Below are 24,838 nucleotides of genomic sequence, written 5' to 3' on the forward strand. Positions count from 1 at the left end.
TTTCATGACCATCATGATTATGGAGGTGTTCACATGTACTTAACGACAGATACCCAATCCCTACGGGTGTATGAAGCACTTGCCAGCGAAGTCCGTCTGCGGATTGTAGATTTGCTGGGTGAGCGGGAAATGCATATCAAGGAGCTTGCTGCAGAGCTTCATCTTAGCAGTGCAATTGTCAGCTCTCATGTAGTCAAACTGCAGAAAGCGGGCATAGTCAGCTCCAAAATGAGACGAATCGACGGAGGTACCTATAAGTATTGTTCGCTGTCTGCGAACTACTTTCTGGTGAAACTGACGGGGGCAAGTGCGGTTGCTCGAAAAGTCGTCGAGGTATCCGTTCCTGTCGGGCATTACACCGATTTGCAAGCCGCTCCTGGCTGCGGAATTATGGGCACTGATAAAGTGGTAGGCTACTGTGATGATGATACACGAAGATTCAGAGACCCCGGCCATGCTGATATTAGCGTCCTGTGGCTGGATAAGGGATATGTGGAATACAAAGTGCCCAATTATCTTTTCAGGGACATCGCGGTGCAGGAGATTGAAATCTCCATGGAAATCGGCTCCGAGGCGTCGCATGTGAACGAGAAATGGCCGACTGACATCATCTTTACACTGAACGACAGAGATTTGGGGAGATGGACCGGACCAGGAGAGTCAAGCAAACTGAGGAATTCCCTGACCGCGGATTATTGGAAGAATGAAGTGAATCGGCGGGGGCTGCTAAAAGTGTTGCGGATTAACGCCAGCGGCACATATATGGATGGACAACAAATTTCCGAAGTGACGCTGGCTGATATTTGCTGGCATCACGAGCAATGGACATTCAGGGTTACGGCTGCAGAAGTGAACCGAAGGCGAGGCCGACTGGCATTATACGGCTGCGGAAGCGGAAATTACGAGCAGGATATTGTGTTCAGAGTCTACAGCGAATGAGCCTATGAAAAGCTGCGGTACAGCTGTCTTGCCGTCGCTGTCGGCGTAATTGTTACCGACTAGGGTTTCCCCAGCGCTCCCAAGATCATCCGTCCGGAGCGTTAAATATGTCATGTTTGGAAACAACCTTAACGGGTAACGATAACTAAGAACAACATCGTACAGCCCAAAAGGAGGATTTCACATGACGGATCATATTCAGAATGAAGCGGACATCCGCAATAAGAAAAATAAAGCCGGTGATTCACTGGCGGAAATCAAGAAGATTGAGAGTGGGGTCGACATCGAGCCACAGGCGGACGATTGGGTCGCCAAGCCTGCGGAATCCGCGCATCCTGATCCGCTTCCGAATAATCAGGACTAATAACTGCCAAACAGGCCGTCCATATGGATGGCCTGTTTTGTTATGGTTACAGCGAATATTGCCAGTCTAAGGAAGGCATACTATGTCCCGATGTTCAATCACCAATTGAACAGGCAGGGGGCGAGATCCATGTCAATTTTCACACGAACACCGTATATCTCGTTGTATAACTATGGGCCAGTTGCCGTGGTTAGTGAGTACTTTTTTTACTTTATGGTGTATTCCTTCCTGGGCTGGGTACTCGAAGGAACCTACAATTTATATAGTCAGGGCACCTTTCGCAAAGAAGGTTTTCTGCGAGGTCCATTCAAACCGATGTACGGCTTGGCTCCGCTGTTGCTGCTGGCTACTCGGGATTTGGGAGTACCGCTCCCAATATTCCTGTTATGTGCCTTGCTGATCCCGTCAGCGGTTGAATACGCTAGTGGCTGGCTGCTGCAAAAAGCTTTTCACAAGCAATGGTGGGACTACTCCGGTATGTCTTACCAGCTTCATGGACATATCTGCCTGCGCTTTTCTTTATACTGGTGGATGCTGTCCATTGCTTGTGTATATGTGCTTCAGCCGCTCATGGTGTTGTTGTACCGTCAGGTGGGGGTGGTATGGCAGATAGCCATGCCGCTAGTGATCCTGTTATTTAGCGCAGATCTGCTATGGACCTGCTGGACCCGAGCTCGGGGGCAGAAAGAAATGGAGCTAGGAGAGGGTTAAAGATTTTCTAATATCATGAAGGGAGAGTAGTCTTCATAATAATGAGAGGCTGGGCCTGACAATCAAAAGGGAACCCTGTACAGAGGTACAGAGCTCCCTTTTTCGCATTATTTATACGTATTCTGTTCAGGCTTCTGGAATTTCTGATCATCACTACTGATCATTTCTTTCCGATGGTCTTTTTTCTTTTGTCCAAGCTGCTGGGCTTGCTGGCTTGTCACAGGTGTTGTCTCAAGGTCACTTACTGTGTTGATCAGGTTTTTATCCGGTTTGACTGGACTCATTGTATAATCCTCCCTGACATCGAATGATAGGCATGGTGCTTATCTATCTATTGTGGCAGTAATCAGCCGGGACTATGCAAATTCACTACAACAGGTGCATGTTTTGAACCGATGGAAGAAAAAGTTAAGATGAACAAGGTCAATGACAGGGCTTTGTCTAATATACATATACAGTAGTTTAATTAAGGTCACGTCATAAACCCAAAGGATGGTTAGCCATGCCAATGTCTGAGTATTATCGGGGATTACGGGAAAAGATCGGACCAGAGTTGCTACTAATCCCCTCTGTAGCGGCAGTCATAAGAAATGAAGAGGACAAGATCCTGTTTATCCGCAAACCGGGCGAGACACTGTGGGGCCTGCCTGCAGGCGCCATCGAACCGGGCGAGAAGCCTTCACGTTCTATACGAAGAGAGGTGTACGAAGAGACGGGACTCATGGTTAATCCGAATCGGATGATCGGTGTGTTTGGCGGTGAGAAATTTAGATTCGAATATAACAATGGTCATCAGGTGGAGTATCTGGCTATGGTATTTGAATGTTCAATGATCAATAGAACGTTAATCGGACTGGATGGAGAGGCGGAGGAACTGAAGTTTTTTAAGGAAGAAGAACTGCCAGAGCTAGCGATTCCTTATCCGAAAGAGATTTTTGCAAAGAACAGTTCTTCCTTAAAACCGTTATTTGAATAAAGCATCATTTGTTAGTAGAAGTCATGGACATAATTTTGGAGGCAATAATGAGAACATATATTTATAGGTATTTATATCATGTGGAGAACTAAACTAATCTACCTTGCCGCCGTTCTGTTCGTCATCGTGCTTGGCCTTGAATCCAGGGCGTTTGCGGATGAGTTGCCGCTGTTTATCTCCAGACATTTTGGCGATGCGCTATGGGGCAGTATGGTCTACTTTGGCTTCCGGCTATTATTGACTAGACGACAGCTCTTGCTCTCCTTCTGGCTAAGTCTGCTGTTCAGTTATGGCATTGAGTTCAGCCAGTTATATCAAGCGGACTGGATAAACAGCATACGTGCTACTGTACTGGGAGGCCTGGTATTAGGAAAAGGGTTCCTGTGGATTGATCTACTCAGGTATACTATCGGAATTACTGTCGTCTTTGTTCTGGATAGAGCGATCTCGCAAGCTTATAAAGACAAGCATTGGAGATGAATGAGAACATGACCAACAGCTTAATTATTGTATGCCTGCTCACCTTGATCATCCATACCGCGGAGACTCTATCCTATTCGATTAGATTCGCCGGGGTGAGGCTAAACAAAATTGCGATTGCCCTATCTTTGACAGGAATCATTGTTCTTGTATCCAGAACGGCCAATATGATCCAGGCCCCGTTGACAGCTAAATTCGTCGATTATGCCAAAGTGAATCCGGGTTTCCCGCTTCTTAACTATTTAATGATTATTATGCTGGCTTCATCTCTGGGCACCTTAATTGCTATAGCAGTCTTCCCGACATTTGTAGGTCTGTTCGAAAGGGTCATCTCCAAACTGGAAATCGAAGGGTCCATTCCTAAACTGCTGAACAGTGTCACGATAAGCCAGCTCAAGAACACCCGAAAATACATAAGAAAACCAAAGGTAAGACTCTACAGCTTCAGGTATCTGGGCATTCCTAAACGTTTTATCGTCATGAATATCTTCGTTACGGCCTTCTACACCGTAGGTGTGTTGTCTTCGCTCTATGCAGCACATCTCGTTCCACAGTTCAGTACGACGGCCTCACAGGCATCCGGACTTATTAACGGGCTGGCGACGATTATGCTTACAGTGTTCATTGACCCGCAGCTGGGGATTATTACGCACAAGGCCACTCAGCATGCAGAGTATCGGGATCAGCTTGGGAAAATATATGTTGTGCTGATGGGCTCAAGATTCCTGGGCACCTTACTGGGCCAAGTTGTGTTGTATCCTGCTGCGCTCTTCATTAGTATGTTGGTCAAGCTGATCTAATTAAAAGTGGTCGGCATCAACAGCCCGTCAGCTCTAGTGTTTATTTCGGGAGTTTCAGCTCCGCTGCTCGGAGCAGGGTGGAGATTTGTTTCTCCCAGCCTATCAGCTTTAGCTGCAAGGCCTGAACGATTTTCATCTTGGCAAAAGAGGTCTCCATTCCGTCAGCAGCAGCGTGTGCGTCACCTTGCTTCATTCCTGCCTGATAGCGCTTATGAGCTTCTGTGCGAAGCCTTTGTGCAACAGTAAGCTCTCTATTCCCTGTGGCGGTCTCCTTCCGAAGTGCTGATATAGCTGCTAGAGTTTCCCTAGCTGGCTGGGTCTTGTCAGTGGTCTGCTTACGGACTACCGCCAACGTTTCGGATTTAGCTTTGATCTCTGCCTGTGCCGCTGACACCGCTGCTTTGAGCTTGTTGCGCTGCAGATCGAGGACCGCGGCATTCTTCAGATCTTTGGCTTTGCGGGCAGCAGCCGCCTGTTGTCCTAGTGTCTTATACTTCTCCAGAAGTGGAGCATGTTTATTGCGTGCTGCATCGACCTGCAACTTCAAGTTGTCGATTTGGACCTGACCGGTGGATTTGAGCTTTCCCTGGATTACCTTCAACTCGTCATTGTTCTGCTTGCGCAGTTTCTGGAGGGTTCCTGTATTCAGTGTGATGTTTTCCTGCACGGCAGAATAGTCGTTGTACAGATTACTAATACGTTCTAGCGCCATGTCCCAGTCTGATGCTGCCGCTTCGGCTTGAGGCATATGCAGAAAAAGCATGGATAACGTTAGCAAAATTACAGCAGTGAATGTTCGATATACCGCTGTTTCCTTCTTAACCGCTGAGCGATCACTCTTTCTGTTACGTACTTTGTCTGCAATCATTGGCTCCCACATTGATCTCAACCTCTTCTCTGAATAGTAGTGGGCACAAAAAAAGCACCCCCAAGAAAGGCATTTCTGCCTGTCTTGCGAGGTGCTTCGCCCGCACAATCTATCATATTTATGTTTTTACTATAACTTGAAAATTACTGGATAGTCAATCAGAAAATAGAACATTTGTTTTCTTTTTGATCATGAAATATACTTTTGTTAACATAAATCAAATCTTTCAATGAAGGAGGGGTAGGATGACTTCCTATCAGGAACGTTCGAAGGAAAAGGTAGCCCTAATAACCGGTAGTTCCAGCGGCTTTGGGCTGCTGACCGCTATTACGCTTGCCAAGAAAGGCTTCAAGGTGGCAGCAACGATGCGGGACCTCGGCCGCAGTAGTGAACTTGAGCAACAGGCCCGGCAGGAGGGCGTGCTGGATAGGCTGTACTTTATACATATGGATGTAACAGACCAAGGCTCCATTGATATGGCCGTGGCCAAAGTGATCGCAACTTTTGGAAGAATAGATGTGCTGGTGAACAATGCGGGATACGCTGTAGGTGGATTCGTGGAAGAAGTGACCATGGACGATTGGCGTGGGCAGATCGAGACGAACTTGTTCGGTCTTATTGCTGTAACTAAGGCTATGCTGCCGCTGATGCGGGGACAGGAGAGTGGGACGATTATCAACGTTGGAAGTATTAGCGGTCTGTCTGGATTCCCCGGATATGCGCCTTACGCTGCATCCAAATTCGCAGTAGAAGGTTTCAGTGAAAGCCTGCGCCATGAGATGTCTCCGTTTGGCATCAAGGTTGTCATCGTTGAACCAGGCTCATTCCGTACCGCCATCTGGGGCAAAGGACTGGACAGCATTCGCACCAGCCCCGATTCACCTTACAAAGAGCGACTCGATGCCGTACTGAGCTACACGAGAAAGACCGCCGGATCGGCTCCTGACCCGCAGCAGGTGGCAGATCTAATCGGACGGATTGCAGGGATGTCTTCACCACGGCTACGTTATCCAATTGGGAAAGGAACACGTATCCTGAGATGGGGCAAGACGCTTCTTCCCTGGAAGTGGCTTGAAAAAATCATAGATAAGAGTTTGAAGAAGTAGTGAAGTTTTGTGTTTGTTGGGCTGAATAAGGTAAACTATCATATATGGATTTGATATTTAAGAGAAAGAATTGAGGTATGCTGATGCCGAAGCCTTTGGAGCTGCATATATGTTTTGATGAACGAGGATTTGAGATTGAGGTTCTGGATGTTACCCCGGTAGATCAGGACATGTATCGAATAGAAGAGACACCTATTTTTAATCCAGGCGTGTCCATGGGGGATGTAATCCGGCTAAAGGAAGAACGGGGAGTCTACTACTATCAGGAGACTGTACGGAAATCGGATTTAAAAAGATATGCCTGGTTGTTGACCCAAGATACCGCGTATTCACCGGTTCTGGCCGCCTTCAAGCAGCGGGTCAATGGAGCTGGTGGAAGCTGGGAGCAGATTTTTGGCGGATTGGTCGTTATTCATATTCCGCAGGACTCTATGCTCGATGTGGAAGACGAAATGAACCGCATTATTGAATGTTTTGGAGAATGAAGCAAGAGCTAATGATAAAGATTGGTGAGGTGAATAATCATGATGAAATATGCCAAGCAATGGGTGCCTACGCTCGTGATTGCCCTTGTAGTTTCCTTATTCCTGAGAACCTATGTCGCTGAAGCGATGAAGGTCCCTACCGGGTCGATGATTCCGACCATCCAGATCAATGACCGTCTTATTGTTGAGAAACTGCTGTGGATGACTTCACTGGAGCATGGCGATATTGTGGTGTTCTACCCACCGGTGCCCGGCGATGAAGGTAAACGCTATGTTAAGCGGCTTATCGGACTTCCAGGTGATACTGTAGAGATCAAAGCGGGAGCTCTCTACAGAAACGGCCTTAAGGTAGATGAGCCTTATCTGAAAGAGCCGATGAACTATAGCTTCGGACCGGTTACGGTCCCGGCAGACCACTATTTCTTCCTTGGAGATAACCGGAATATCAGTTATGACGGCCATTTATGGGAGAAGCCGTTTGTTGCCAAGGATCAGTTGATTGGAAAAGTGATTGCGGAAATTCCAACCCACTTACTATTTCAGCGTTAACGGCGTTCCTCGTTCAGATTATGTATATGTAAAAATGATAAAGTAACCTCTGGAATCTTCTTAAGAGGTGAGGATGAGATGCTGGATCCATTTACAAAGAAACGTATAGAGAAAATCATGGATCATTTTATAAAAGCCAATAACTCCGGGCGCTCCAACCCGCAGCGTAAACTCAAGTATCGGATACATGAAGATACGGTAACGCTGCTGGATGAGCGCCCGATTCTGCTGAATGGACAATGGATAGAATGGGGAATCGCCCAATTTTGCAGGAGTGATCAAGGTTGGTGCATTTACTGGCGGGACCTGAAGAACCATTGGCATGTGTTGGACAATGTTAAGCCTAATGCTGATTTTGAGCAACAACTAAAGATTGTAGAGCAAGATTGCCAGGGGATCTTTGGAGACTGAAAGATTGCTGCAAGTTTGTTATCTTAGATCGCGCGCCGGTTCTCTTTATTGGATGGGGTAATCCGCCACGACGACATTATCGAGGATGCCTGTCAGCATTTGGACAAAGTCTTGATGTTTCGGATGTGGGCCGTACTGGCGCAGGGCTTCCTTATTTTCAAAGGTTACCCGTAGTCCCAGTGTATAACCACGAATATTGTCTGTTTCCTCAGTCTCATTCACACCGGCTGTAATTTGCACAATACCTGGAATTTCCCCTTTAAAAGACAATAAAGCTTCTACAAGCCGAGGTCCTGTCGCTGGATCATAGTTAGCATTGAATTTAAAAAGAACCAAATGTTCAAACATCGTAAAAACTCCTTTATACATGAAGTGTAGGGCTAATGGACGTTGCCGCTCTAGCTTACCACAAAGAATTTTGTCAATAAAACCTGAAAAAACGCGAGGTAAGGCTAATTTCTCCCTTTGATAAGGGTAGTGCTGCTAAAGTCGGGATACTTTGGACCTAGTAGACGGCGTTTATGTGACTTTCACCATATTGTCAGGCTAAACGTTAATAGACTATGATCAAGTAAAAGCAACAGGAAAAAATTCCTATACATAAGAAGGGGTGCTGATTCTTGAAAGTTCATGTCACGGATCTAAAACACGGCGACTGTCTGCAGACAGACACTTTCAATAGTGTTGGTCTGCATGTGCTCCCGAAAGGGACTGTCGTCCAAAGTGAAGAAATCACCATCCTCATCCGGCACAAGATTGATTATGTGGATATTGAGCCGCGCTCCATGCAACAGGGGGGGCAAGTCAATAATCTCCAGCAGGATCTGAAAGCTAATCTGGATCTTACAATCCAGAACTACGAAGCCATCTTTCTGGAAGCACTTGCCAAGGGCAGTTTCACCCAAACCATGGTTGACAATACACTTCAGCCCTTGCTAGAAAGTCTGGATGAGCAAAAGGATGTCGTTTCGCTCCTGCTTTTGTTCGAACGTGACGACGTAGATACATACAATCATTCCCTGCAAGTCGGATTACTATCGTATTATATCGCTTCATGGATGGGCCATTCCAAGGCAGAGCGATATGAGATCAGCAGAGCTGGATATCTGCATGACATTGGTAAAAGCCAGGTTCCGGCTGGGATTCTGCATCACACAGGCGTCCTGACTCCTTCCCAAGAGGAAGAATTGAAACGCCACACTACATACGGATATGAAATTATTCGTGAATCCATGAAGGATGAAACTACTGCTTTAGTGGCTCTCCAGCATCACGAGTTCGAGGATGGCAGCGGCTATCCGGGCAAACTGCACAAGAATGATATTCACCCCTATACACGGATTGTCGCTGTCGCCAATACTTATATGGGTATGACGGCTGCCAGAGCTAATCAACCTAAGCAAGGCCTTGTTACCGTACTGCGCAAGGTGCATGAGCTTGGATTTGGGAAGCTGAACGGGAATGCAGTACAAGCGTTAACAGGACATCTGCTGCCTAACTTTGTCGGGAAGACTGTACAGCTCAGCAATGGGGAGATGGGTACCATTGTCATGAACAATCCGCTGGACATGTTCAAACCGCTTGTGAAGGTGGATGAATCTTTCAGAGACTTATCCAAAGAACGTAATCTGTCTGTTGAAGAAGTCTTTATCTAGTACGCTATGAGAATAAAGCTGTCCTTTGGTCTAACGACCGGAAGGGCAGTTTTATTGCTTTAATCCCCTTTTTATTCCAAATTTGAATTCCGATAGCGGATTGGCTATGATTAATTCATAACCTGATGAAGGAGATTTCCATGAAGACCGAAGATCAAATTGAGAAAATGAAGAGATTCCGTAACGAAATTACCCGGTTTATGCTGCTCTACAAGTTCGCACTGGATGAAATGGAGACCAAGGTTGAAATTCTGAAGCAGGAATTCCAGTCACTTCATGACTATAGTCCCATCGAGCATACGAAATCACGGTTGAAGTCTCCTGAGAGTATTATGAATAAAATGCTGCGCAAGAACTGCGAGATCTCTCTGGCCTCTGTGAAGCATGATATTAAAGACATTGCGGGCCTGCGTATTACCTGCTCTTTTATTTCTGATATTTATCATGTTAGCGAGATGCTGCAGAAGCAGGATGACTTGACGGTGCTGGAGATCAAGGATTATATCAAGAATCCCAAGCCCAACGGCTATCAAAGCTTGCATCTACTGATTCAGGTTCCTGTATTTATGTCCGACGGTCAGGAACTGGTGTGTGTCGAAGTACAGATCCGTACCATTGCTATGGATTTCTGGGCTAGTCTGGAGCATAAAATCTTCTATAAATACAACCAGTCCGTTCCGGAGCGGCTTACCCGCGAATTGAAACAGGCTGCTGAATCTGCAAACATGCTGGATGTGCAGATGGAACGTCTACACCGCGAGATTAAGGAAATTAAGGATGCACAGGGCGAGGACGACATGATAGAAGACCTGAAACGAATTATTATCAATAATCAGAAAATCGCTTTGCCTTCCGGCTTCCTCAAACTTTTGGGCGAATAACAGGTTTTTCATTCTAACAATCACAATAGTGAGCAGAGCAGCGATTCTCCCGTTATGGGGGGATCGCTGTTCTGCATTGTGCACTCGCCTAGAGAGTATTAGATGGATATAGCATTTTTTTCTTACCGTTCATGTGAATCTTTCGTTTATAATAAAATTAATCATTGTTTATTGTAAGGGTCACGTAAAAACACAGGGGGTGCAGGATGCCTTTACACCGAGAAGCCCATTTGGGTCGCAGAAAAAAAATAGGCCTTACAGCGCTCCTCATTGGCTTGGTAACAATGGTCTTTGTCCTAACCTCAGCTATTCTGTTGGTTGCATCTTACCAATCCGAAAAGGAGTCCCTGACCGAAACGACATTGAATCTGAATCATGCGAACGCAAGTCGGATGAGTCAAACGGCAGAGTCTCTTTTCCAGTCCATGCTCAGCACCCTGGATTTCAGTGCACATAACCTCATGAGTGAAGATGGACCAACGGAGGATCTGTTCAATCATTATCTTGAGTTAATGCGACAAAGCAGCAGTTATTTCAATTCGATAGCTTTGGTGAACGAGAACGGGATGATCCGTAATGTGTCTCCAGAATCGCTTGGAACCGCCGGGCTACTGTTTACTAGCAAACCAGTATTGGAAGCTTTGGCCGCAAAGAAGACTTATATCTCACAGCCGTATATTACGAAAAACACCGCAAAAATGACTATGTTCATAAGCCAGCCCTTATTCGACAGTAAGGGACGATATCGGGGGATGTTGGGTGGTACCGTATACCTTGAGGAGAAGAATATCTTCAGTATGATTTTTGATAATAACGAGAGGGATGAGACCGGCTCATATTATTATATCGTGGATTCCAAGGGGCAACTGCTGTATCATCCAGATAAAAGGCGAATTGGTGAGGATATCAGTGCTAATAAAGCTGTTCAGGAGCTAATAAAAGGTCACAGCGGTGCACAAGAGGTTATTAATATCGGAGGGGTGAAGATGCTGGCCGGATATGCCAATGTTCCCGCCAGCGGCTGGGGAATTGTGGTGGTGTCCCCTGTCGAGGTGATACACAAGCAGATTATAGGTCATATGGAAAAAATCTTTTGGTATACGCTGCTACCGTTCATTCTGCTGATAGCCGTTGTTATTGTAGTGGCCCGCAGGCTGGCCAGTCCGTTCGTCTATCTCGCGAATCTGATAAGCAAAGTCGGGAAGGGGACAATAGAAATCCCTGCTGCTAGGTCCCACTGGAACAGGGAAGCTGACTTGCTGACCAAGACGCTCTTTACTGCCTTGAAGGTGATGCAGAAGCAGACGGATCAATTAACGCGCCATGCCATGACGGACTCATTGACTGGCCTTGCTAATCGCAGAGCCCTGGAGCTTGTAATGGAAGAATGGATTGCGGCACGCACTTCCTTTTCCCTGATTGTGATGGATGTCGACAAATTCAAATTTGTCAACGACACCTATGGCCATCTGACCGGTGATGAGGTGCTGAAGCGTGTTTCCGGAATTCTAGCAGCATCCGTCAGACCCGGGGATATCTGCAGTCGTTACGGCGGAGAGGAATTTATTATTTTGCTGGCTGATACCCGAGCGGAGGATGCCTACATTGTGGCTGAACGCTTCCGCCAAACTTTGGCAGCAAGTGAGGCTCCAACCATGACGCCAATAACTGTATCGCAGGGCATAGCCCACTATCCCACCCACGCTCAGTCCAGCGAAATGCTGCTTAGGAATGCAGATCAAGCGCTGTATTATGCCAAGAACACGGGGAGAAACAGAACCATTATCTCTGGCAGTGAAACGGAGCAATCGTGATTTAGTAATTAACTGTTGATCTTGGGGGAATCTACCTTGTTGATCGAATTAACTCATCTAATCTTTGACGGCTTACCCGTATATCCAGGAGATACCGCAACCCATTTGGTCCATTCCAAACAATTTCTGAGAGATAAATATAATAATCATCAACTAGACATTAACATGCATTCCGGCACTCACATTGACGGACCGATGCATATGCTAGATGTTACCAAGACCATTAATGAGTACCCATTGGATACTTTTATTGGGAATGGATGCATGTTGGATGTGTCTAACGAGACGGTAATTGATTACTCGGAGGCTTGTGAGAATAAGATACAGGAACGCGATATTGTTCTTCTGCATACGGGGCATGACGTCTATTTCGGACAGGAGAGATATTTCGAGGGGCATCCTGTGCTGAGTATGGAATTTGCCAGACTGCTTGTGAAGAAGCGGGTCAAAATTATTGGTATGGACATGCCTTCACCAGACAGATTTCCTTTTGAAATCCATAAGTATCTATTGTCGAACGACGTACTGATTCTGGAGAATCTGACGAACGTGGGTGCATTGCTTGGCTAGAAAAAGTTTGAAGTGATCGCCCTGCCGCTACGAATTCAGTCGGATTCCGCAATTTCCCGGGTAATTGCCCGGATCCATTGATGGACTGGGTAACATAAAAAAATCCGCACCTGGGCCTAGGCAAATACATATCTTACCTTAGAGAGTCCAAAATTGGGATGAACAGAAGGGTAGGAATGTATTTTGACTTCTTATATGGATTATACGTCTCCTGGGACACAATTTACTGCGGATGTGAACAAAAGCCCGCTTTTCAAAAAAGATGATCGGAACTTTATCAATGTGCTGTCTGTTCAACAATTGAACACGCTGGAGAACACTTCACTGCTGGATATTTTCCTTAGTAAATCCAATGTGGTAGAACCCCATTATCATCAAAATGCGGCAGAACTGGTTTATTGCATCTGTGGCTCGGCTGTGGTTTCGTTGATTAACCCGTTTACGAATGAGCTTTTGCATTTCCCGATTACCCCGGGTCAAGTAGCGAATGTTCCACAAGGCTGGTGGCATTACGAGGTGGCTACGGTGGATGACACACATTTGCTGGCTATTTTTGATGCACCGATTCCCGAGGTAATCCTTGGTTCGGATATTCTGAAGCTTACTCCAACGAATGTGCTTGCTCATACTTACTGCCTGGATGAAGCTAAAGTAAAAGAGGCGCTCGGCCCTATTCAAAAGAAGACCTTCATTGGTCCGCCGGTGGGCTGTGTAAAAGGAGCGGTCAAAGGCAAGACGGAGAATACGATGCCGAATCCGCATCCTCATGGCCAATCTCTTTACGGGGCTATCCCTCCGCAATATGGGCAATCTCCTCAGCCCCACTGGAATGCACCTCAACAAGGCTGGGCACAGACACCGCAGCCCTATGCACAAGCACCACAGCCTTATGGCCAACCCGTGTATACCCATCAAGTGTATGGACAGAGCAATCGGCAGCAGCCGTATGCGCAACAGCAGCCGATCGTACAATACGTCAGAGCACCTGAATCACTCTAACCCTCAGATGTCAAAGGGCGTCTCCCAAGCCAGAACCACGGCTGCGGAGACGCCCTTTTTTTAGAGAAAATGACTTTAAGTTAAAGAAACAAGCACACGTCCGCGGGTCCGGAATTTTAAAATATCCTCCAGCGCTTCTGGGAGCTCCTCGAGCGTCACTTCTCGGTCTACCAGAAGCTCCAGATCATCAGGCTTTAAGTCGGTTGCCATACGTACCCAGACGTTTGCTCTTGTCTTCGCATCACAGAATACGGAATCAATACCAAGCAGGTTGACTCCTCTAAGGATAAACGGTAGCACAGTAGTCGGTAAGGCGGTCCCTGCGGTCAACCCGCTTGCAGCTACAGAGCCCTTGTAAGCGAGCTTGCTCAGGACGGCAGCGAGTGTAGATCCTCCGACAGAATCGACGGCAGCCTGCCATAGTTGTCTGTCCAGGGGTTTGGTAGATGTCCCAAGAACATCTTCACGAGTGAGGATTTCTTCAGCACCCAGCGCTTGGAGATAGTCTCCAGCTGCACCATTTCCAGTGCTGGCAGAGACCTTATAACCATTGGTAGCAAGCATGGCGACAGCAGCTCCGCCGACACCGCCGGTAGCTCCGGTGACCAGCACTTTTCCTTTTTCAGGAGACAGACCATGCTCTTCCAGGCCCTGAATGGACAAGGCTGCTGTAAAGCCGGCGGTTCCATAGATCATGGCTTCTCTTAAGTTGAGTCCGTCCGGGAGGGGCGTGATCCAATCTGCGGGAATACGCGCATATTGGCTAAAGCCACCAAAATGGGTTACGCCAATGCCATAGCCGCAAGCGATCACAGGCTGACCTTCGGTAAAACGTTCGTCGCTAGACGAGACTACATAGCCTGACAAGTCCACTCCCGGGATGAAAGGATGGGATTTGAGAATTTTCCCATCAGGAATGCTGGCTAAACCATCTTTATAGTTTACACTGGAATAAGCGACCTTGATGACAACTTCTCCGGCAGGCAGGTCTGCCAAGGTTAGAGATTTAATGCCGACAGAAAATGAGTCGTCGGTCTTATCAACAATCAGGGCTTGAAATGATTCTGGTAGTTGTGAGTTCATGTGCGAAGGACTCCTTTACTCAAATGAAATGTAAGACAGTTATATAATATTTATTCTGACCGGTCAACTTTTTTATGTCTGTGATATAATATGCATTATTGCCTATTTAGTGGAGGTATTATGGTACGTTATAAGAAATCTGAGGAAAAACGCAAGCAAATCCTCTCCGCAGCCTTTCGAGCGCTGGCCGAATCTGGATATGATGCCGTGACACTACAAGTCATAGCGGATCACGCTGAGGTGAGCAAGGGGGTAGTACATTACTACTTTGAGAATAAGGAAGCTGTCCTGACGGAGCTGCTAGAGTGGCTAACCGCCAGAATCTATGAAAAAGAACACGCAGCTGTTCAGCAACAGACGACGGCTACAGGTAAGCTGATGGCTTACATCGATGCCGTGTTCGTCTCCCCGGAGAAGAATCGCTCCTTTTACCGGGTCTACCTGGATTTTTTGGCCCGGGCGAGCCGACTTCCTGTGTACCGTGAGATCAATCAGCGTTTCTATGACAACTGTACCCGTATTAGCACAGAGGTGCTGCTGCTCGGTCAAGAGGAGGGGCTCTTCGCCGCCCGTCTCTCCCCGGATACAACGGCTCCGGTTATCCGGGCGGTAATTGACGGTTGTCTGATTCAATGGCTGATGTCGGACCGGGATAATCTGCATGCTGTGTTTAAGAAATCCTGTTATGATGCGGTGTTGAATGTGCTTAGCAAGTGACCGGCAGTCTTTTTAAAGTAGATGCTAGACTAAGTTGCGCGAATACATGGAGTCTGTAGAAAATGAGGTGGCTACTATAAGCGGGAATGTGAAGATTGGACTGCTTAGACACTTCAAAGTTGATTTGCAAACAGAGAGAACATGGATGAGCGCGAAGCAATTCAACGCTTGGGTGGATGAATATAATGCGTGCAGTATAGAAATGCCTCAGGTCGTAAATGTTCTTGATGTAGACTGGGGGCGGTGCTTGTCGAGTAATCTATATCGAGCAACTGAAACAGCCAAAAGCATGTACACTGGCGAAATTATTGTAACGGATCAGCTCAGAGAGATCGATGTTCGTGCATTCACCAAGCTCCCTGTAAAACTGCCTCTAAGCTGGTGGATGGTGATTGGAAGGCTGGCTTGGTATGGATCACACCGTTCTCAGCAAGAGAGCAGGATAGAGACGACATTAAGAGCAAGAAGTGTTATTGATCAGTTGGAACAAGATCAGAACGCAGCTACATTGCTCGTGACTCATGGCGCATTTATGAAGGTTCTCCGTAAGGAGTTGCTGCGGAGGGGATATCAAGGGGAATCATTTACAGTTCCGAAAAATGGTGGTTTGTACACGTTTGAGAAGAGTCTTGGGTAGGGCAGAGAGAGCATGATAATTATTAATTTCCTCCATTCTCTTCTGATTAAAGACTATAGAATTTAGAAAATCATTTGTCTGCATAGGCCATGCGGTCTGACCAAGAGGAAATCACAGGACATTTGCTATTGCTCACTCAGAACATTATGTAATAAATAGGCTAAAATACAAAATAAGACAGTAGGTTTATAAAGACCTGCTGTCTTATTTTGTCTACATTTGCTATATTTTTGAGGAATGTGGATGTTAAAAAGGAGGATATTGGAATTTGAACTCGAATAAGTTAATAATATAGTAGATCATATTTTTGATTTGTGATGATAAACTGTAATTCAAGTTTCTCCCTCCGAATCTTTCTAATATGACCTAATAACTACGAATTATTTGGGGGTCAATTCATTTGCTTTCTACTAAACAATTAAATATAAGAAACGCAATCGAGGACGCATTTACTAGTGAAAAAACTAATGTTGTATGTATTCATGGCCCTACTGGTTCTGGTAAAACAACTGTGATAAAAGAATATCTGGAAAAAGTTGAGAATTTTTACGAGGATTGGGCAGGATATTACATTGAAGGTACAAAAGGATTGGTCGATGCTTATTCTACAATTACGTTTGCAGAAGATGTTAAACTTCCTTTTGGAGAACATACTGGAACGAGCTTTAGCCTAGGATTGTCTATTCCCAAAATATTCAGTGTAGGTCTAACAAATTCATTTAGAAAAAAAGAACTTTTTGATTCCAAAATTAGTTTTTTTGTTAAAAAACTAAATAAAATAAATCAAAAGAATATTGTTATTGTTGCTGACAGTTATCAATATTGGGACAAATCTTCAAAATCATTTTTAGAAACACTAATAACAAGTAAAAAAGTACTTAGTAATAAAAATATTAAAATTGTAATGATAATAGATGAGGATGAAAAACAGCAATCACCTTATCTAGAAGCAAAGACATTTTTCAACGAAGGAAAAATATTACCATTAGCATTACCTGAGGACCATGAAATGAAAGAAATTTTAAGTGTACTCGGATATAATCTGTCTCTTAGCAAAGAAGAACTTGAAACGATCAGGTCGCTTAGTGGTGCGAATATTGATTTTATAAAAATAGTAGTAGAAGGATTACATAGTCATAACTCGTCGATAGTTCCAGCGGTTAGTACCAATCTTAATCTTATGAAAATTCTTGAATACAGATTAGAGTTGTTCGGTGAACAAAAAAAGGATTTTTTTGATATTTTAAAAGCCTCCTCTATTATTGAGGGTAATTTTAATATCAAGGAAATAGAATATCTCTGTAAAGATATGAAAAACATAGATTTTTATTTGCATAAATCTTGCGAATATTTGCTTTTAAAAAAGAGTGATGAATTCATGTTTTCGAATAACCGTATTCAAGAATATTTTTATGAGCGATTGGCAGGCTCTGTCGCCAAATTTCATTTTCATTACTCGCATTATTTGAGAGAACATAAATCTGAAAATTACTTAGCTCGTGCAATACATCTTTCATTTGCTGATAATGAAAATAAATATTTAGTAGAAGTTATAGGATTATTAATATTGGCTTATTGTCGTAATATGGAGGTGGCAATTCATAGCAATGAGTCTATACATATCAAGGAAATGTTAAATAAAATCTTTGAAAGCAACACTAGTTATAATATTCAAATTCAATGTGCAGACTTCAATCATTTAATAAAATCTTGCGAGCTCTACATGGTGCAAGATTATCTGAAAGCCTATGAAGAACTTAATAATATTTCAAGCTCAGGTTCGCTTTTGTTCAATGCAGAAGTTGCGCGTGTGCAACTATTAGTATCATTGATGCTCGATATGAATACGGACAGAATCTCCAAGCACACAGACAACTTAAAAGAACTAATGGTCGAACTTAAGTTTTCAGAGAAAGAGCAGTGGGCACAGTGCTCCTTCGCATTGTTTTCAACATATTCCAATAAACTCGGAGATTTTGATCAAACCGAAATGATTGCTTTAGATCTGGAGAAATTCATTCGCAACCAATCTCAATCCCCATTTTATGAATATATGGGCAAGATTCTTAATAGAAAATCGTTTCTATACAAGTCTGTATTGATGTCCAGAAGAGCTATACAGGACAGTGTGGCGTATTTTGAACGGACAGAAGACTATTTGCAGTATTATTTTGCGCTTTGTAATTATGCCGGAATTTTAATTGTTACAGGTAAGTATTCTCAAGCTATATCCCACCTAAACAAATGCCTAGAACTCATTGCTGAACATCAATATATAAAATTTCCTTCGAAAGATAAAGTATATAACAATTTATTCTTGGCCGATTTTTTATCATCCTTCAGAAATAATGAAGCGTTGGATGAAGTACTGTTAGACCAAACTATTACGAACTTTAAAAATAAATTGTCTCTTACTCCCAATGAGAAAAACGCTATTATGCTTCTTAATCTTATGAATCTTCTTTTAATAAAGGGAGATTTTAAGGGCTGCTATACTCTTCTTGATGACTTAAAAAAGCATGTCCTTGTTGATAATGAGGATAATTTCTACGATTATTACATTTCTAATGTACAGTTAGTAGGAAGTATCTTGGAAAATAATTGGGAGGACGCTACATCTTATTTAAAACGTATGCAAGAAAATCCACCAACATTTCATAAAAAGAATAAAAAGAAATTCACAAGTAGAATTACAGCACTGGAAAAGTTAGTGGTTGAAAAAAAAATTATGAATCCTATTATGCTGGATAAATGGATTTATGATAATTCAACACACGAAGATGACGCTAGTGAATTTTATTGTAGATTATTTCTGTTTTCTGATTTGCAATTTTCTTCTCTATAAAACTAGAGAATTATCAGCTGCTGATAAGCCTATTATCGCATTATAAATTTCATAGTAGTTTAAACCCAGTTTATCGAAAGAAAAGGCGAATGAACTATGTTTAGTTGTATATGGAGAGGCAGCAATATCCATTAAAAATGGAACGCCTTGATGATTTATCCTAAAATCAACGCGACCATAATTTCTTAGTCCTAATAAAGAAGAAATTTGAACAGCAGTTGTCTTTATAGCTTCAACTTTACTTTTATGTAATTGTTGTTCCAAAGGATAAAAATCATATAAGTCGTTAAAAGACCGTTCATGAGTTAGTATGAGATCGTCCAGTTGAGTCTGTCCATCAATCGAAATACCAACGGGATCCAATGCATAAGGCTTAGTTGAAATTAATAAAGGAACCTCACATTCAAAACCTTGAATGAATTCCTGTACTAGCATTTCACTATTATTACTTATCTGTTCATCGAATTGTTTTTCTGTGTTTGTATCATAAATGCTGATCGATGAGTTGGAAAGGCCAATACTTGCTGACTCATGCATTGGTTTAATTATGATTTTGGTACCAAAAGGTGGTTTTGATTGATGGAGCCAGCCATTGCTAGCGCTGTACACCCAACTTCGAGGTACTGAGATATTGTGTTTCTCTATATATTTTGTGTATATATACTTTGCTCTGCTAAAAGAAATAACAAAAGCATTGGAACCTGTATAAGGGATAGACAATAAATCACAGAAAGAAGGAACTAATGATTTTTTTCCTGTGAAGTTTCCATTGCGGGATAAATTATAAACCCACTTATCATTTTTTTCATTAGCATTTACAAGAGCATCCATAATGAATTCGATTTCGTTAAAAAACGGTTCCACATAATAATCAGCAGATTGTATACCTTCCAGGACTTCGTTGTATTCTTCATCTGAAAAAAATTCATTATTAGGCGAGTAGCTAATAACCTCATTGTTAATGGTTCGAGTTTTGGAACGTGTATTTGTTAAAAGAGCAATTTTATAATTTTCTTTAATAGTATTTGCTTTTAATTTTGCATCTGCAATAAGTCTTTCAATCTCACTCACTATCCTTACCCCCAAATAATTCGTAGTTATTTGGAGGTAACAATCCGGTTCCGGGGATTGAACTGGGAGAGGACGTCCCGTTTTCTTTTGACAGATACTTCTGTGTAGATTTCTGTGGTGCTTACGCTGGAGTGGCCCAGGATTTCTTGGACAGCGCGTAGATCGGCCCCGTTTTCAAGCAGCTGTGTTGCGAAAGAATGGCGCAGATAGTGCGGTGTGGCTTTTTCATTAATATTAGCGAGCTGCCTGTATTTCGTAAAAATATCTTCAACGCCATAAATAGATAACGCTTGGCCGTATTTGTTCACGAACAGGGTATCGACTTGGGGGCGGAAAAGCTCCCGAACGCTCAGCCATTCATTCAGTTTCTCAATAAGCTCTGTACTGGACAAATACAATAACCTCTCTTTGCGTCCCTTTCCGAAAATGACCACCACTCTATTCTTGAGATCAATATCCTGCAAATGAATTTGAGTCAGCTCTCCAATACGCATTCCTGTTGAAAATAAAAGGTCGATTATCGCATCATTACGGATGGATAAACGTGTGCGAAAAGGAGTCTTTAATGTCTCACGGTCCAATTGTGGGGAGTGAAGCAATCGTTCGATTTCCTCTACCGCCAGTGTTTTCGGGATTCGTTTGGCCATTTTGAATTTTTTTCCGAAATTCTGAAGAGGGGATTGATCTAGCCACTCTTTTTGGACTAAAAATATAAAAAAGGCCTTAATTGATATGTATTTGCGTTTTATAGTCGAGTCTTTGAGTGTACCTGAACTGTTGAAGCTATGAAAATAGAGGTGAAGACTTTCGCTAGTGATGCCTTCTACAGCGTTCTCTATGAGCCAGAAGTGCAGCATGTTGAGGTCAGAAGTATAGGCTTTGATTGATTTGGAAGACAGATTCTTCTCTATGATTAGAAAGGAAATATATTTCTCAAGATATGCAGGCAGTTCAGAAGCGGGGAGCGTCAATGGTATTCCTCCTGGTGTATGTATGTTATGTAGGCTCTACGACTGCTCAAATTATAGCAAAGATTACCGTTAGAACGTTAGGATTATCCTTGTGCTACCCATATTCGTGTTGTTATGCACTGCTCAGTTGTATAGTGTGAACTTTAAAAAATTAAACGTCTTGGGTGGGCGAAATCTTTGGTGCACAAGGGTGTAACTTATGTAACACATGTAACTCATTCATACGCGATCATTCTTAAGATCAGCGACCGCTAGTTCACACTTCGGCGAAACAATCACCTGAGCTGACGTTCGAGCTTAGAAGGGAATTGGATATCGGGAAAATATACCGTTAATTATTTCGTTTCACCTTATTTGTCATAAATAAATGGAATTTCTCCCGTTATTAACCTCGTTTATCCCTTAATGCTCTATTATTAAGGAGATTAACAGGAGTTTTTCCAGTTAATCTTTGATAAGAAGAGAATTTAAGGAAAATAACAGGAACTATTCCAGTTACTCCAATACTCAGGGTTAACTTGAGACTTTCGATGCATTTGTCGCTTGGAGGGGGTTATATTATGTCTTAATGTCGTTTCTTTTGGTTATCCTGACAATGATCATCCGGTGGGCAGGGTGTGTGAATTTCCATCTATTGTAATGGGAATCTATCTCCTATAATATGAGTGTTGTACAGCGGAAGCAGACTTTGAGACAAGGGGGCAGAATGTATGTCGATAGCGACAACAATGATTATCCGGCTGGAAATACGGAAATCGGTTGCGTCTTTTGGTGATGTAGCATCCAGAATTGCTGAGGTGGGCGGTGACATTGTAGCGATTGACGTCATACGTGCGGGCAAGGATGTGACGACCCGTGATATTACGGTGAATGTGCCGGATGCGGCGAACGGCGAGATTGTCGGTGTGTTATCGGACATGCCGGGTATCAAAGTAATCAACGTATCTGACCGGACTTTCTTGGCTCATCTGGGTGGTAAGATTGAGGTTACTCCGAAGATGCCGATCAAGAACCGGGAAGACCTGTCGCAGGTGTATACACCGGGCGTAGCCCGTGTCAGCATGGCCATTCATGAAGATCCTAACAAAGCGTATTCCCTGACGATGAAAAGAAATACAGTAGCTGTTGTAACTGACGGAACCGCGGTGTTAGGTCTCGGAGATATCGGACCTGAAGCGGCGATGCCAGTGATGGAAGGTAAGGCTATGCTGTTCAAGCAGCTGGCAGACATTGATGCATTCCCCTTGTGTCTGAATACAAAAGACCCGGATGAAATTGTGAAAATTGTGAAAGCGGTTGCTCCCGGATTTGGCGGGATCAATCTGGAGGATATCAGTTCGCCGCGCTGTTTTGATATTGAGCGAAGGTTGGAGGAAGAGCTGGACATTCCTGTTTTTCATGATGACCAGCATGGCACGGCTGTTGTAGCTCTTGCAGGTCTGCTGAATGCGCTCAAAGTTGTGGACAAGGATATTGGAACTGCACGCATTGTTGTGGTCGGTATTGGTGCGGCAGGTGTTTCCATCTGTAATCTGCTTCTGGCAGCGGGGGCCCGAAATATTTATGCGGTAGACCGGGAAGGCATTCTCTCGGCTAAAATAGAATACAGCAACGCAGAGTGGAACAGGCTGGCTCAGCATACGAATCCAGAAGGGATTACCGGCGGCTTGCCGGAAGCGATCCGGGGCGCAGATGTGTTCATCGGGGTGGCTGGTGCCGGGATTTTGAGTGTCGATCTGCTCAAAAACATGGCTGATGATAACATCGTTTTCGCAATGGCGAACCCTACGCCGGAGATTGAACCGGATCTGGCTGAACCGCATGTAAGGGTGCTTGCTACTGGACGAAGTGACTACCCGAACCAGATCAATAATGTGCTGTGCTTCCCTGGTATTTTCCGTGGGGCTTTGGATTGCCGGGCCAGGTCGGTTAATCTGGATATGAAGCTGGCTGCAGCGAAGGCTATTGCTTCCGTGGTGCAACCGGACGAATTGAATGAGCATTATATCATTCCAAGTATTTTTAATGACAAGGTGGTAGAGCATGTTCGTTCAGCTGTGATTAAGGCGGCGATTGCAACGGATACAGCACGACGGATTCCCCCGGACTTCTCTGCAGAAGCGAAGGAAGAGTAGCGCTAAGGGCTTGAATGATGCGAAGGGCAGCTGGTTTGGCTGTCCTTCTTTGCTATGCATACAGAGCTTATAAGCTGGCAGGAGAGCTTTCACGCAATGGCGAGTTCAGATGGAAGTAAACGAGTTGATCTACGAGTTCTTGATGTCGTACAAAGCCTAACCGGTTCAGCAGTTGGATAGATCGCTCGTTCTGGGGTTCCACTGTGGCTTCAATCATCGTTAGCCCCATTTTTTCAAAACCAAATGAAATCACGGGGGGCATGACTTCTGTCATAAATCCGTGACCCCAGTATGCTTTTGACAGGTCATATCCGACTTCTGCTTTGGCTTCGCCGTTGCTCTGGGTTACCCAACAATGATAACCGCAAGTGCCAATAAGCGTGCCAGTGATCGTCTCAAATATTCCCCAGCGGCACCCCGGGTGATCTATGCCAAATTGGATGATTTCTTCAGCTTCTTCGACGCTCTTGCAGGGCGAAATATCCATGAACCTCGTGACGTCCTCATCCGCAAAATGTTTATATACCTCCTGGCTGTCTTCAAGTGTTAGCAATCTTAAGGTCAATCTGGCAGTTTGCAAGGATGGGAATTCAAAGTCAGACATCTTATCGATCCTTTCGTGAGGAAAATAATAGTATTTTCTAAGTTTACTCCTGCGGACGATAGAACTGGAAGGTAAAGTTCTTTTTGTTGTAAAATTATACTAATCACTTGGCGATCTTGAGACCGTCTGACAGGTTGCCTTAATCAAAGGACAGGAGGTCTGGATGATGACGAAGGCACTTCGTGTTTTGCTGGTGAGTGCAATAATGTTGCTGCTTCTTGTATCCTGTAACTCGAAGACTTATAAGTATAATTATACGTTTAAAGGTGAGGGGGAGCAGTGGGCGGCGGAGTATGTGCAGAAAGCATCAACGACATTGACCGACAGGAAAGGCGTGAGACCGGAGTACAGCTCTTCGAATGAGCGTACCTTCCAGCTCAAGTACAAGGGCAAGCAAACCGATCTCGGTGATATAAAAGAGTTGAAGTACAGCTACAAAGGGACTACCGGAGAAGGTAGTAGCACTATTGAAGGTCCGGTTCACTTTAGTGATTTGAAATCAAGGTCTGTAAGTAACGGTTCTATCGAGCAAGAGGACGCCGTAATTCAAGTTTCGGTTGAATGGGATGGACAGAAGGAGCAATTTGAGCTGCAGGTTCCCAAAAAATAAATCGACGGAGGACAATCATGGTTATTCTTAAAGAAATTGAAACGGACGATCTGGACGCGTTAAACGATCTGTATCATGAACTGGTGGAGAGAGCGGCAGAGCGGAGTAAGCTGGAGGAAGTTTTTAAGCTGGTGAAGGATGATAACCGGTACATTCTGCTGGGGGCTTTTATAGATGGTGAGCTGGTAGGTTCAGTAATGGGGATTCTGTGCTACGACCTGGTGGGGGATTGTCGGTCCTTTATGGTCATTGAGAATGTTGTGGTCTCATCGCGTGCCCGCCGGCAAGGCGTTGGCAAGAAACTGATGGTGCGGATGGAGGAAATAGCCCGTGAGCGGGACTGCTATTACATGATTCTGGTCTCAGGCGAACAGCGGAAGGAAGCACATATATTCTATGAAACGCTGGGCTTCCGCGATGAGAAGGTAGAGGGTTACAGGAAGCATTTAAGCTAGGGCTAACCAGAGTGGCTACATGGGAGCCTTGTGCGGTAAGAGACGAGGAGAGAATAAGGAGAACCTACGCGGGATCAATTTTTTAAAGCTATCTTTTCCATA

Annotated in this window: 28 protein-coding genes; 21 read left to right on the top strand and 7 right to left on the bottom strand. The window is 44.3% G+C overall.

Annotated features, from left to right (window positions below; translation table 11 throughout):
* The first annotated feature begins 33 nt into the window (after window positions 1-33).
* From ACFVRY_RS00525 to ACFVRY_RS00535, 3 genes are all read left to right on the top strand, one after another.
* Entirely contained in the window at window positions 34-939 is a 906-nt protein-coding gene (locus ACFVRY_RS00525; protein WP_387495905.1) for an ArsR/SmtB family transcription factor, read from the top strand.
* A gap of 184 nt (window positions 940-1,123) precedes the next feature.
* Window positions 1,124-1,303 (top strand): hypothetical protein, encoded by a 180-nt coding sequence (locus ACFVRY_RS00530; protein WP_387495908.1) that lies wholly within the window; start codon window positions 1,124-1,126, stop codon window positions 1,301-1,303.
* Window positions 1,304-1,432: 129 nt separating this feature from the next.
* Window positions 1,433-2,014 carry a putative ABC transporter permease gene (locus tag ACFVRY_RS00535; RefSeq protein ID WP_387495911.1) on the top strand — a complete coding sequence of 194 codons (582 nt, stop codon included), beginning with the start codon at window positions 1,433-1,435 and terminating at the stop codon, window positions 2,012-2,014.
* A gap of 107 nt (window positions 2,015-2,121) precedes the next feature.
* Here the strand turns inward: ACFVRY_RS00535 and ACFVRY_RS00540 are convergent, their stop codons facing one another.
* Window positions 2,122-2,298 (bottom strand): hypothetical protein, encoded by a 177-nt coding sequence (locus ACFVRY_RS00540; RefSeq protein ID WP_387495914.1) that lies wholly within the window; start codon window positions 2,296-2,298, stop codon window positions 2,122-2,124.
* A gap of 218 nt (window positions 2,299-2,516) precedes the next feature.
* Here ACFVRY_RS00540 and ACFVRY_RS00545 point away from each other — a divergent pair, with 218 nt between their 5' ends.
* From ACFVRY_RS00545 to ACFVRY_RS00555, 3 genes are all read left to right on the top strand, one after another.
* On the top strand, window positions 2,517-2,990 hold the full coding sequence (locus ACFVRY_RS00545) for an NUDIX domain-containing protein (protein ID WP_387495917.1): 474 nt from the start codon (window positions 2,517-2,519) through the stop codon (window positions 2,988-2,990).
* A gap of 78 nt (window positions 2,991-3,068) precedes the next feature.
* Window positions 3,069-3,470: a ribosomal maturation YjgA family protein gene (locus ACFVRY_RS00550; RefSeq protein ID WP_387495920.1), complete on the top strand. Its 402-nt coding sequence runs from the start codon at window positions 3,069-3,071 to the stop codon at window positions 3,468-3,470.
* An 8-nt stretch (window positions 3,471-3,478) separates the two neighbouring features.
* Window positions 3,479-4,270, top strand: a complete 792-nt coding sequence (locus ACFVRY_RS00555) for a lipid II flippase Amj family protein (RefSeq protein ID WP_387495923.1) — start codon at window positions 3,479-3,481, stop codon at window positions 4,268-4,270.
* 40 nt (window positions 4,271-4,310) lie between these two features.
* On the opposite strand, the gene ACFVRY_RS00560 is transcribed toward ACFVRY_RS00555, so the two are convergent.
* Complete coding sequence (locus ACFVRY_RS00560; protein ID WP_387495926.1) at window positions 4,311-5,138, bottom strand: hypothetical protein; 828 nt, start codon at window positions 5,136-5,138, stop codon at window positions 4,311-4,313.
* A 245-nt stretch (window positions 5,139-5,383) separates the two neighbouring features.
* On the opposite strand from ACFVRY_RS00560, the gene ACFVRY_RS00565 reads away from it, so the two are divergent.
* The 4 genes from ACFVRY_RS00565 (at window position 5,384) to ACFVRY_RS00580 (ending at window position 7,689) form a co-directional block, all read left to right on the top strand.
* Window positions 5,384-6,244, top strand: coding sequence for an SDR family oxidoreductase (locus ACFVRY_RS00565; protein ID WP_387495929.1), 861 nt, complete (start codon window positions 5,384-5,386; stop codon window positions 6,242-6,244).
* 83 nt (window positions 6,245-6,327) lie between these two features.
* Window positions 6,328-6,729 carry a DUF4265 domain-containing protein gene (locus ACFVRY_RS00570; protein ID WP_387495932.1) on the top strand — a complete coding sequence of 134 codons (402 nt, stop codon included), beginning with the start codon at window positions 6,328-6,330 and terminating at the stop codon, window positions 6,727-6,729.
* Between the two features lie 39 nt (window positions 6,730-6,768).
* Window positions 6,769-7,278, top strand: coding sequence for a signal peptidase I (lepB, locus tag ACFVRY_RS00575; protein ID WP_387495935.1), 510 nt, complete (start codon window positions 6,769-6,771; stop codon window positions 7,276-7,278).
* A 78-nt stretch (window positions 7,279-7,356) separates the two neighbouring features.
* Window positions 7,357-7,689 (top strand): DUF3024 domain-containing protein, encoded by a 333-nt coding sequence (locus tag ACFVRY_RS00580; protein ID WP_387495938.1) that lies wholly within the window; start codon window positions 7,357-7,359, stop codon window positions 7,687-7,689.
* A gap of 45 nt (window positions 7,690-7,734) precedes the next feature.
* Here ACFVRY_RS00580 and ACFVRY_RS00585 read toward each other — a convergent pair whose 3' ends face one another.
* Window positions 7,735-8,037 carry a Dabb family protein gene (locus ACFVRY_RS00585; protein ID WP_387495941.1) on the bottom strand — a complete coding sequence of 101 codons (303 nt, stop codon included), beginning with the start codon at window positions 8,035-8,037 and terminating at the stop codon, window positions 7,735-7,737.
* Between the two features lie 272 nt (window positions 8,038-8,309).
* Here ACFVRY_RS00585 and ACFVRY_RS00590 point away from each other — a divergent pair, with 272 nt between their 5' ends.
* The 5 genes from ACFVRY_RS00590 to ACFVRY_RS00610 all read left to right on the top strand — a co-directional run bounded on the left by ACFVRY_RS00590 (window position 8,310) and on the right by ACFVRY_RS00610 (window position 13,608).
* Window positions 8,310-9,344: an HD-GYP domain-containing protein gene (locus ACFVRY_RS00590; RefSeq protein ID WP_387495944.1), complete on the top strand. Its 1,035-nt coding sequence runs from the start codon at window positions 8,310-8,312 to the stop codon at window positions 9,342-9,344.
* Between the two features lie 140 nt (window positions 9,345-9,484).
* Window positions 9,485-10,225: a GTP pyrophosphokinase gene (locus tag ACFVRY_RS00595; protein ID WP_387495947.1), complete on the top strand. Its 741-nt coding sequence runs from the start codon at window positions 9,485-9,487 to the stop codon at window positions 10,223-10,225.
* 206 nt (window positions 10,226-10,431) lie between these two features.
* Window positions 10,432-12,039 carry a sensor domain-containing diguanylate cyclase gene (locus tag ACFVRY_RS00600; protein ID WP_387495950.1) on the top strand — a complete coding sequence of 536 codons (1,608 nt, stop codon included), beginning with the start codon at window positions 10,432-10,434 and terminating at the stop codon, window positions 12,037-12,039.
* 36 nt (window positions 12,040-12,075) lie between these two features.
* Window positions 12,076-12,609 carry a cyclase family protein gene (locus ACFVRY_RS00605; RefSeq protein WP_387495953.1) on the top strand — a complete coding sequence of 178 codons (534 nt, stop codon included), beginning with the start codon at window positions 12,076-12,078 and terminating at the stop codon, window positions 12,607-12,609.
* Window positions 12,610-12,789: 180 nt separating this feature from the next.
* Complete coding sequence (locus tag ACFVRY_RS00610) at window positions 12,790-13,608, top strand: cupin domain-containing protein (RefSeq protein ID WP_387497705.1); 819 nt, start codon at window positions 12,790-12,792, stop codon at window positions 13,606-13,608.
* A 75-nt stretch (window positions 13,609-13,683) separates the two neighbouring features.
* Here the strand turns inward: ACFVRY_RS00610 and ACFVRY_RS00615 are convergent, their stop codons facing one another.
* Window positions 13,684-14,691, bottom strand: a complete 1,008-nt coding sequence (locus ACFVRY_RS00615) for an acrylyl-CoA reductase family protein (protein ID WP_387495956.1) — start codon at window positions 14,689-14,691, stop codon at window positions 13,684-13,686.
* 120 nt (window positions 14,692-14,811) lie between these two features.
* On the opposite strand from ACFVRY_RS00615, the gene ACFVRY_RS00620 reads away from it, so the two are divergent.
* The 3 genes from ACFVRY_RS00620 to ACFVRY_RS00630 all read left to right on the top strand — a co-directional run bounded on the left by ACFVRY_RS00620 (window position 14,812) and on the right by ACFVRY_RS00630 (window position 18,890).
* Window positions 14,812-15,408, top strand: coding sequence for a TetR/AcrR family transcriptional regulator (locus tag ACFVRY_RS00620; RefSeq protein WP_387495959.1), 597 nt, complete (start codon window positions 14,812-14,814; stop codon window positions 15,406-15,408).
* Window positions 15,409-15,454: 46 nt separating this feature from the next.
* Window positions 15,455-16,045, top strand: coding sequence for a histidine phosphatase family protein (locus ACFVRY_RS00625; RefSeq protein WP_387495962.1), 591 nt, complete (start codon window positions 15,455-15,457; stop codon window positions 16,043-16,045).
* Between the two features lie 400 nt (window positions 16,046-16,445).
* Window positions 16,446-18,890 carry an ATP-binding protein gene (locus ACFVRY_RS00630; RefSeq protein ID WP_387495965.1) on the top strand — a complete coding sequence of 815 codons (2,445 nt, stop codon included), beginning with the start codon at window positions 16,446-16,448 and terminating at the stop codon, window positions 18,888-18,890.
* Here ACFVRY_RS00630 and ACFVRY_RS00635 read toward each other — a convergent pair.
* Both ACFVRY_RS00635 and ACFVRY_RS00640 read right to left on the bottom strand, forming a co-directional pair.
* The gene (locus ACFVRY_RS00635) at window positions 18,885-19,961 is read right to left on the bottom strand and encodes a D-alanine--D-alanine ligase family protein (RefSeq protein WP_387495968.1); all 1,077 of its coding nucleotides are present in this window, start codon (window positions 19,959-19,961) and stop codon (window positions 18,885-18,887) included. The genes ACFVRY_RS00630 and ACFVRY_RS00635 overlap by 6 nt on opposite strands.
* Before the next feature lie 26 nt (window positions 19,962-19,987).
* Window positions 19,988-20,932 (bottom strand): tyrosine-type recombinase/integrase, encoded by a 945-nt coding sequence (locus ACFVRY_RS00640; RefSeq protein ID WP_066371274.1) that lies wholly within the window; start codon window positions 20,930-20,932, stop codon window positions 19,988-19,990.
* Between the two features lie 710 nt (window positions 20,933-21,642).
* Here ACFVRY_RS00640 and ACFVRY_RS00645 point away from each other — a divergent pair.
* Entirely contained in the window at window positions 21,643-23,067 is a 1,425-nt protein-coding gene (locus ACFVRY_RS00645) for an NAD-dependent malic enzyme (protein ID WP_387495971.1), read from the top strand.
* 67 nt (window positions 23,068-23,134) lie between these two features.
* On the opposite strand, the gene ACFVRY_RS00650 is transcribed toward ACFVRY_RS00645, so the two are convergent.
* Complete coding sequence (locus tag ACFVRY_RS00650) at window positions 23,135-23,671, bottom strand: GNAT family N-acetyltransferase (protein WP_066371270.1); 537 nt, start codon at window positions 23,669-23,671, stop codon at window positions 23,135-23,137.
* A gap of 163 nt (window positions 23,672-23,834) precedes the next feature.
* On the opposite strand from ACFVRY_RS00650, the gene ACFVRY_RS00655 reads away from it, so the two are divergent.
* Window positions 23,835-24,281 carry a hypothetical protein gene (locus ACFVRY_RS00655; RefSeq protein WP_139084808.1) on the top strand — a complete coding sequence of 149 codons (447 nt, stop codon included), beginning with the start codon at window positions 23,835-23,837 and terminating at the stop codon, window positions 24,279-24,281.
* A gap of 17 nt (window positions 24,282-24,298) precedes the next feature.
* Entirely contained in the window at window positions 24,299-24,736 is a 438-nt protein-coding gene (locus ACFVRY_RS00660; protein ID WP_387495976.1) for a GNAT family N-acetyltransferase, read from the top strand.
* The last annotated feature ends 102 nt before the right edge of the window (window positions 24,737-24,838 follow it).

Origin of the sequence: Paenibacillus sp. NPDC057934, assembly GCF_042887565.1 — a bacterium.
In the GTDB taxonomy this organism is placed as follows: Bacteria; Bacillota; Bacilli; order Paenibacillales; family Paenibacillaceae; genus Paenibacillus_AQ.

What these genes read in the sequence shown, in the direction of transcription:
- ACFVRY_RS00580 (WP_387495938.1), top strand. Translation starts at nt 7,357, where the DNA reads ATGCTGGATCCATTTACAAAGAAACGTATAGAGAAAATCATGGATCAT.
- ACFVRY_RS00595 (WP_387495947.1), top strand. Translation starts at nt 9,485, where the DNA reads ATGAAGACCGAAGATCAAATTGAGAAAATGAAGAGATTCCGTAACGAA.
- ACFVRY_RS00620 (WP_387495959.1), top strand. Translation starts at nt 14,812, where the DNA reads ATGGTACGTTATAAGAAATCTGAGGAAAAACGCAAGCAAATCCTCTCC.
- ACFVRY_RS00535 (WP_387495911.1), top strand. Translation starts at nt 1,433, where the DNA reads ATGTCAATTTTCACACGAACACCGTATATCTCGTTGTATAACTATGGG.
- ACFVRY_RS00545 (WP_387495917.1), top strand. Translation starts at nt 2,517, where the DNA reads ATGCCAATGTCTGAGTATTATCGGGGATTACGGGAAAAGATCGGACCA.
- ACFVRY_RS00570 (WP_387495932.1), top strand. Translation starts at nt 6,328, where the DNA reads ATGCCGAAGCCTTTGGAGCTGCATATATGTTTTGATGAACGAGGATTT.
- ACFVRY_RS00645 (WP_387495971.1), top strand. Translation starts at nt 21,643, where the DNA reads ATGTCGATAGCGACAACAATGATTATCCGGCTGGAAATACGGAAATCG.
- ACFVRY_RS00615 (WP_387495956.1), bottom strand. Translation starts at nt 14,691, where the DNA reads ATGAACTCACAACTACCAGAATCATTTCAAGCCCTGATTGTTGATAAG.
- ACFVRY_RS00530 (WP_387495908.1), top strand. Translation starts at nt 1,124, where the DNA reads ATGACGGATCATATTCAGAATGAAGCGGACATCCGCAATAAGAAAAAT.
- lepB (WP_387495935.1), top strand. Translation starts at nt 6,769, where the DNA reads ATGATGAAATATGCCAAGCAATGGGTGCCTACGCTCGTGATTGCCCTT.
- ACFVRY_RS00660 (WP_387495976.1), top strand. Translation starts at nt 24,299, where the DNA reads ATGGTTATTCTTAAAGAAATTGAAACGGACGATCTGGACGCGTTAAAC.
- ACFVRY_RS00565 (WP_387495929.1), top strand. Translation starts at nt 5,384, where the DNA reads ATGACTTCCTATCAGGAACGTTCGAAGGAAAAGGTAGCCCTAATAACC.
- ACFVRY_RS00655 (WP_139084808.1), top strand. Translation starts at nt 23,835, where the DNA reads ATGATGACGAAGGCACTTCGTGTTTTGCTGGTGAGTGCAATAATGTTG.
- ACFVRY_RS00525 (WP_387495905.1), top strand. Translation starts at nt 34, where the DNA reads ATGTACTTAACGACAGATACCCAATCCCTACGGGTGTATGAAGCACTT.
- ACFVRY_RS00560 (WP_387495926.1), bottom strand. Translation starts at nt 5,138, where the DNA reads ATGATTGCAGACAAAGTACGTAACAGAAAGAGTGATCGCTCAGCGGTT.
- ACFVRY_RS00555 (WP_387495923.1), top strand. Translation starts at nt 3,479, where the DNA reads ATGACCAACAGCTTAATTATTGTATGCCTGCTCACCTTGATCATCCAT.
- ACFVRY_RS00600 (WP_387495950.1), top strand. Translation starts at nt 10,432, where the DNA reads ATGCCTTTACACCGAGAAGCCCATTTGGGTCGCAGAAAAAAAATAGGC.
- ACFVRY_RS00585 (WP_387495941.1), bottom strand. Translation starts at nt 8,037, where the DNA reads ATGTTTGAACATTTGGTTCTTTTTAAATTCAATGCTAACTATGATCCA.
- ACFVRY_RS00550 (WP_387495920.1), top strand. Translation starts at nt 3,069, where the DNA reads ATGTGGAGAACTAAACTAATCTACCTTGCCGCCGTTCTGTTCGTCATC.
- ACFVRY_RS00650 (WP_066371270.1), bottom strand. Translation starts at nt 23,671, where the DNA reads ATGTCTGACTTTGAATTCCCATCCTTGCAAACTGCCAGATTGACCTTA.
- ACFVRY_RS00625 (WP_387495962.1), top strand. Translation starts at nt 15,455, where the DNA reads ATGGAGTCTGTAGAAAATGAGGTGGCTACTATAAGCGGGAATGTGAAG.
- ACFVRY_RS00540 (WP_387495914.1), bottom strand. Translation starts at nt 2,298, where the DNA reads ATGAGTCCAGTCAAACCGGATAAAAACCTGATCAACACAGTAAGTGAC.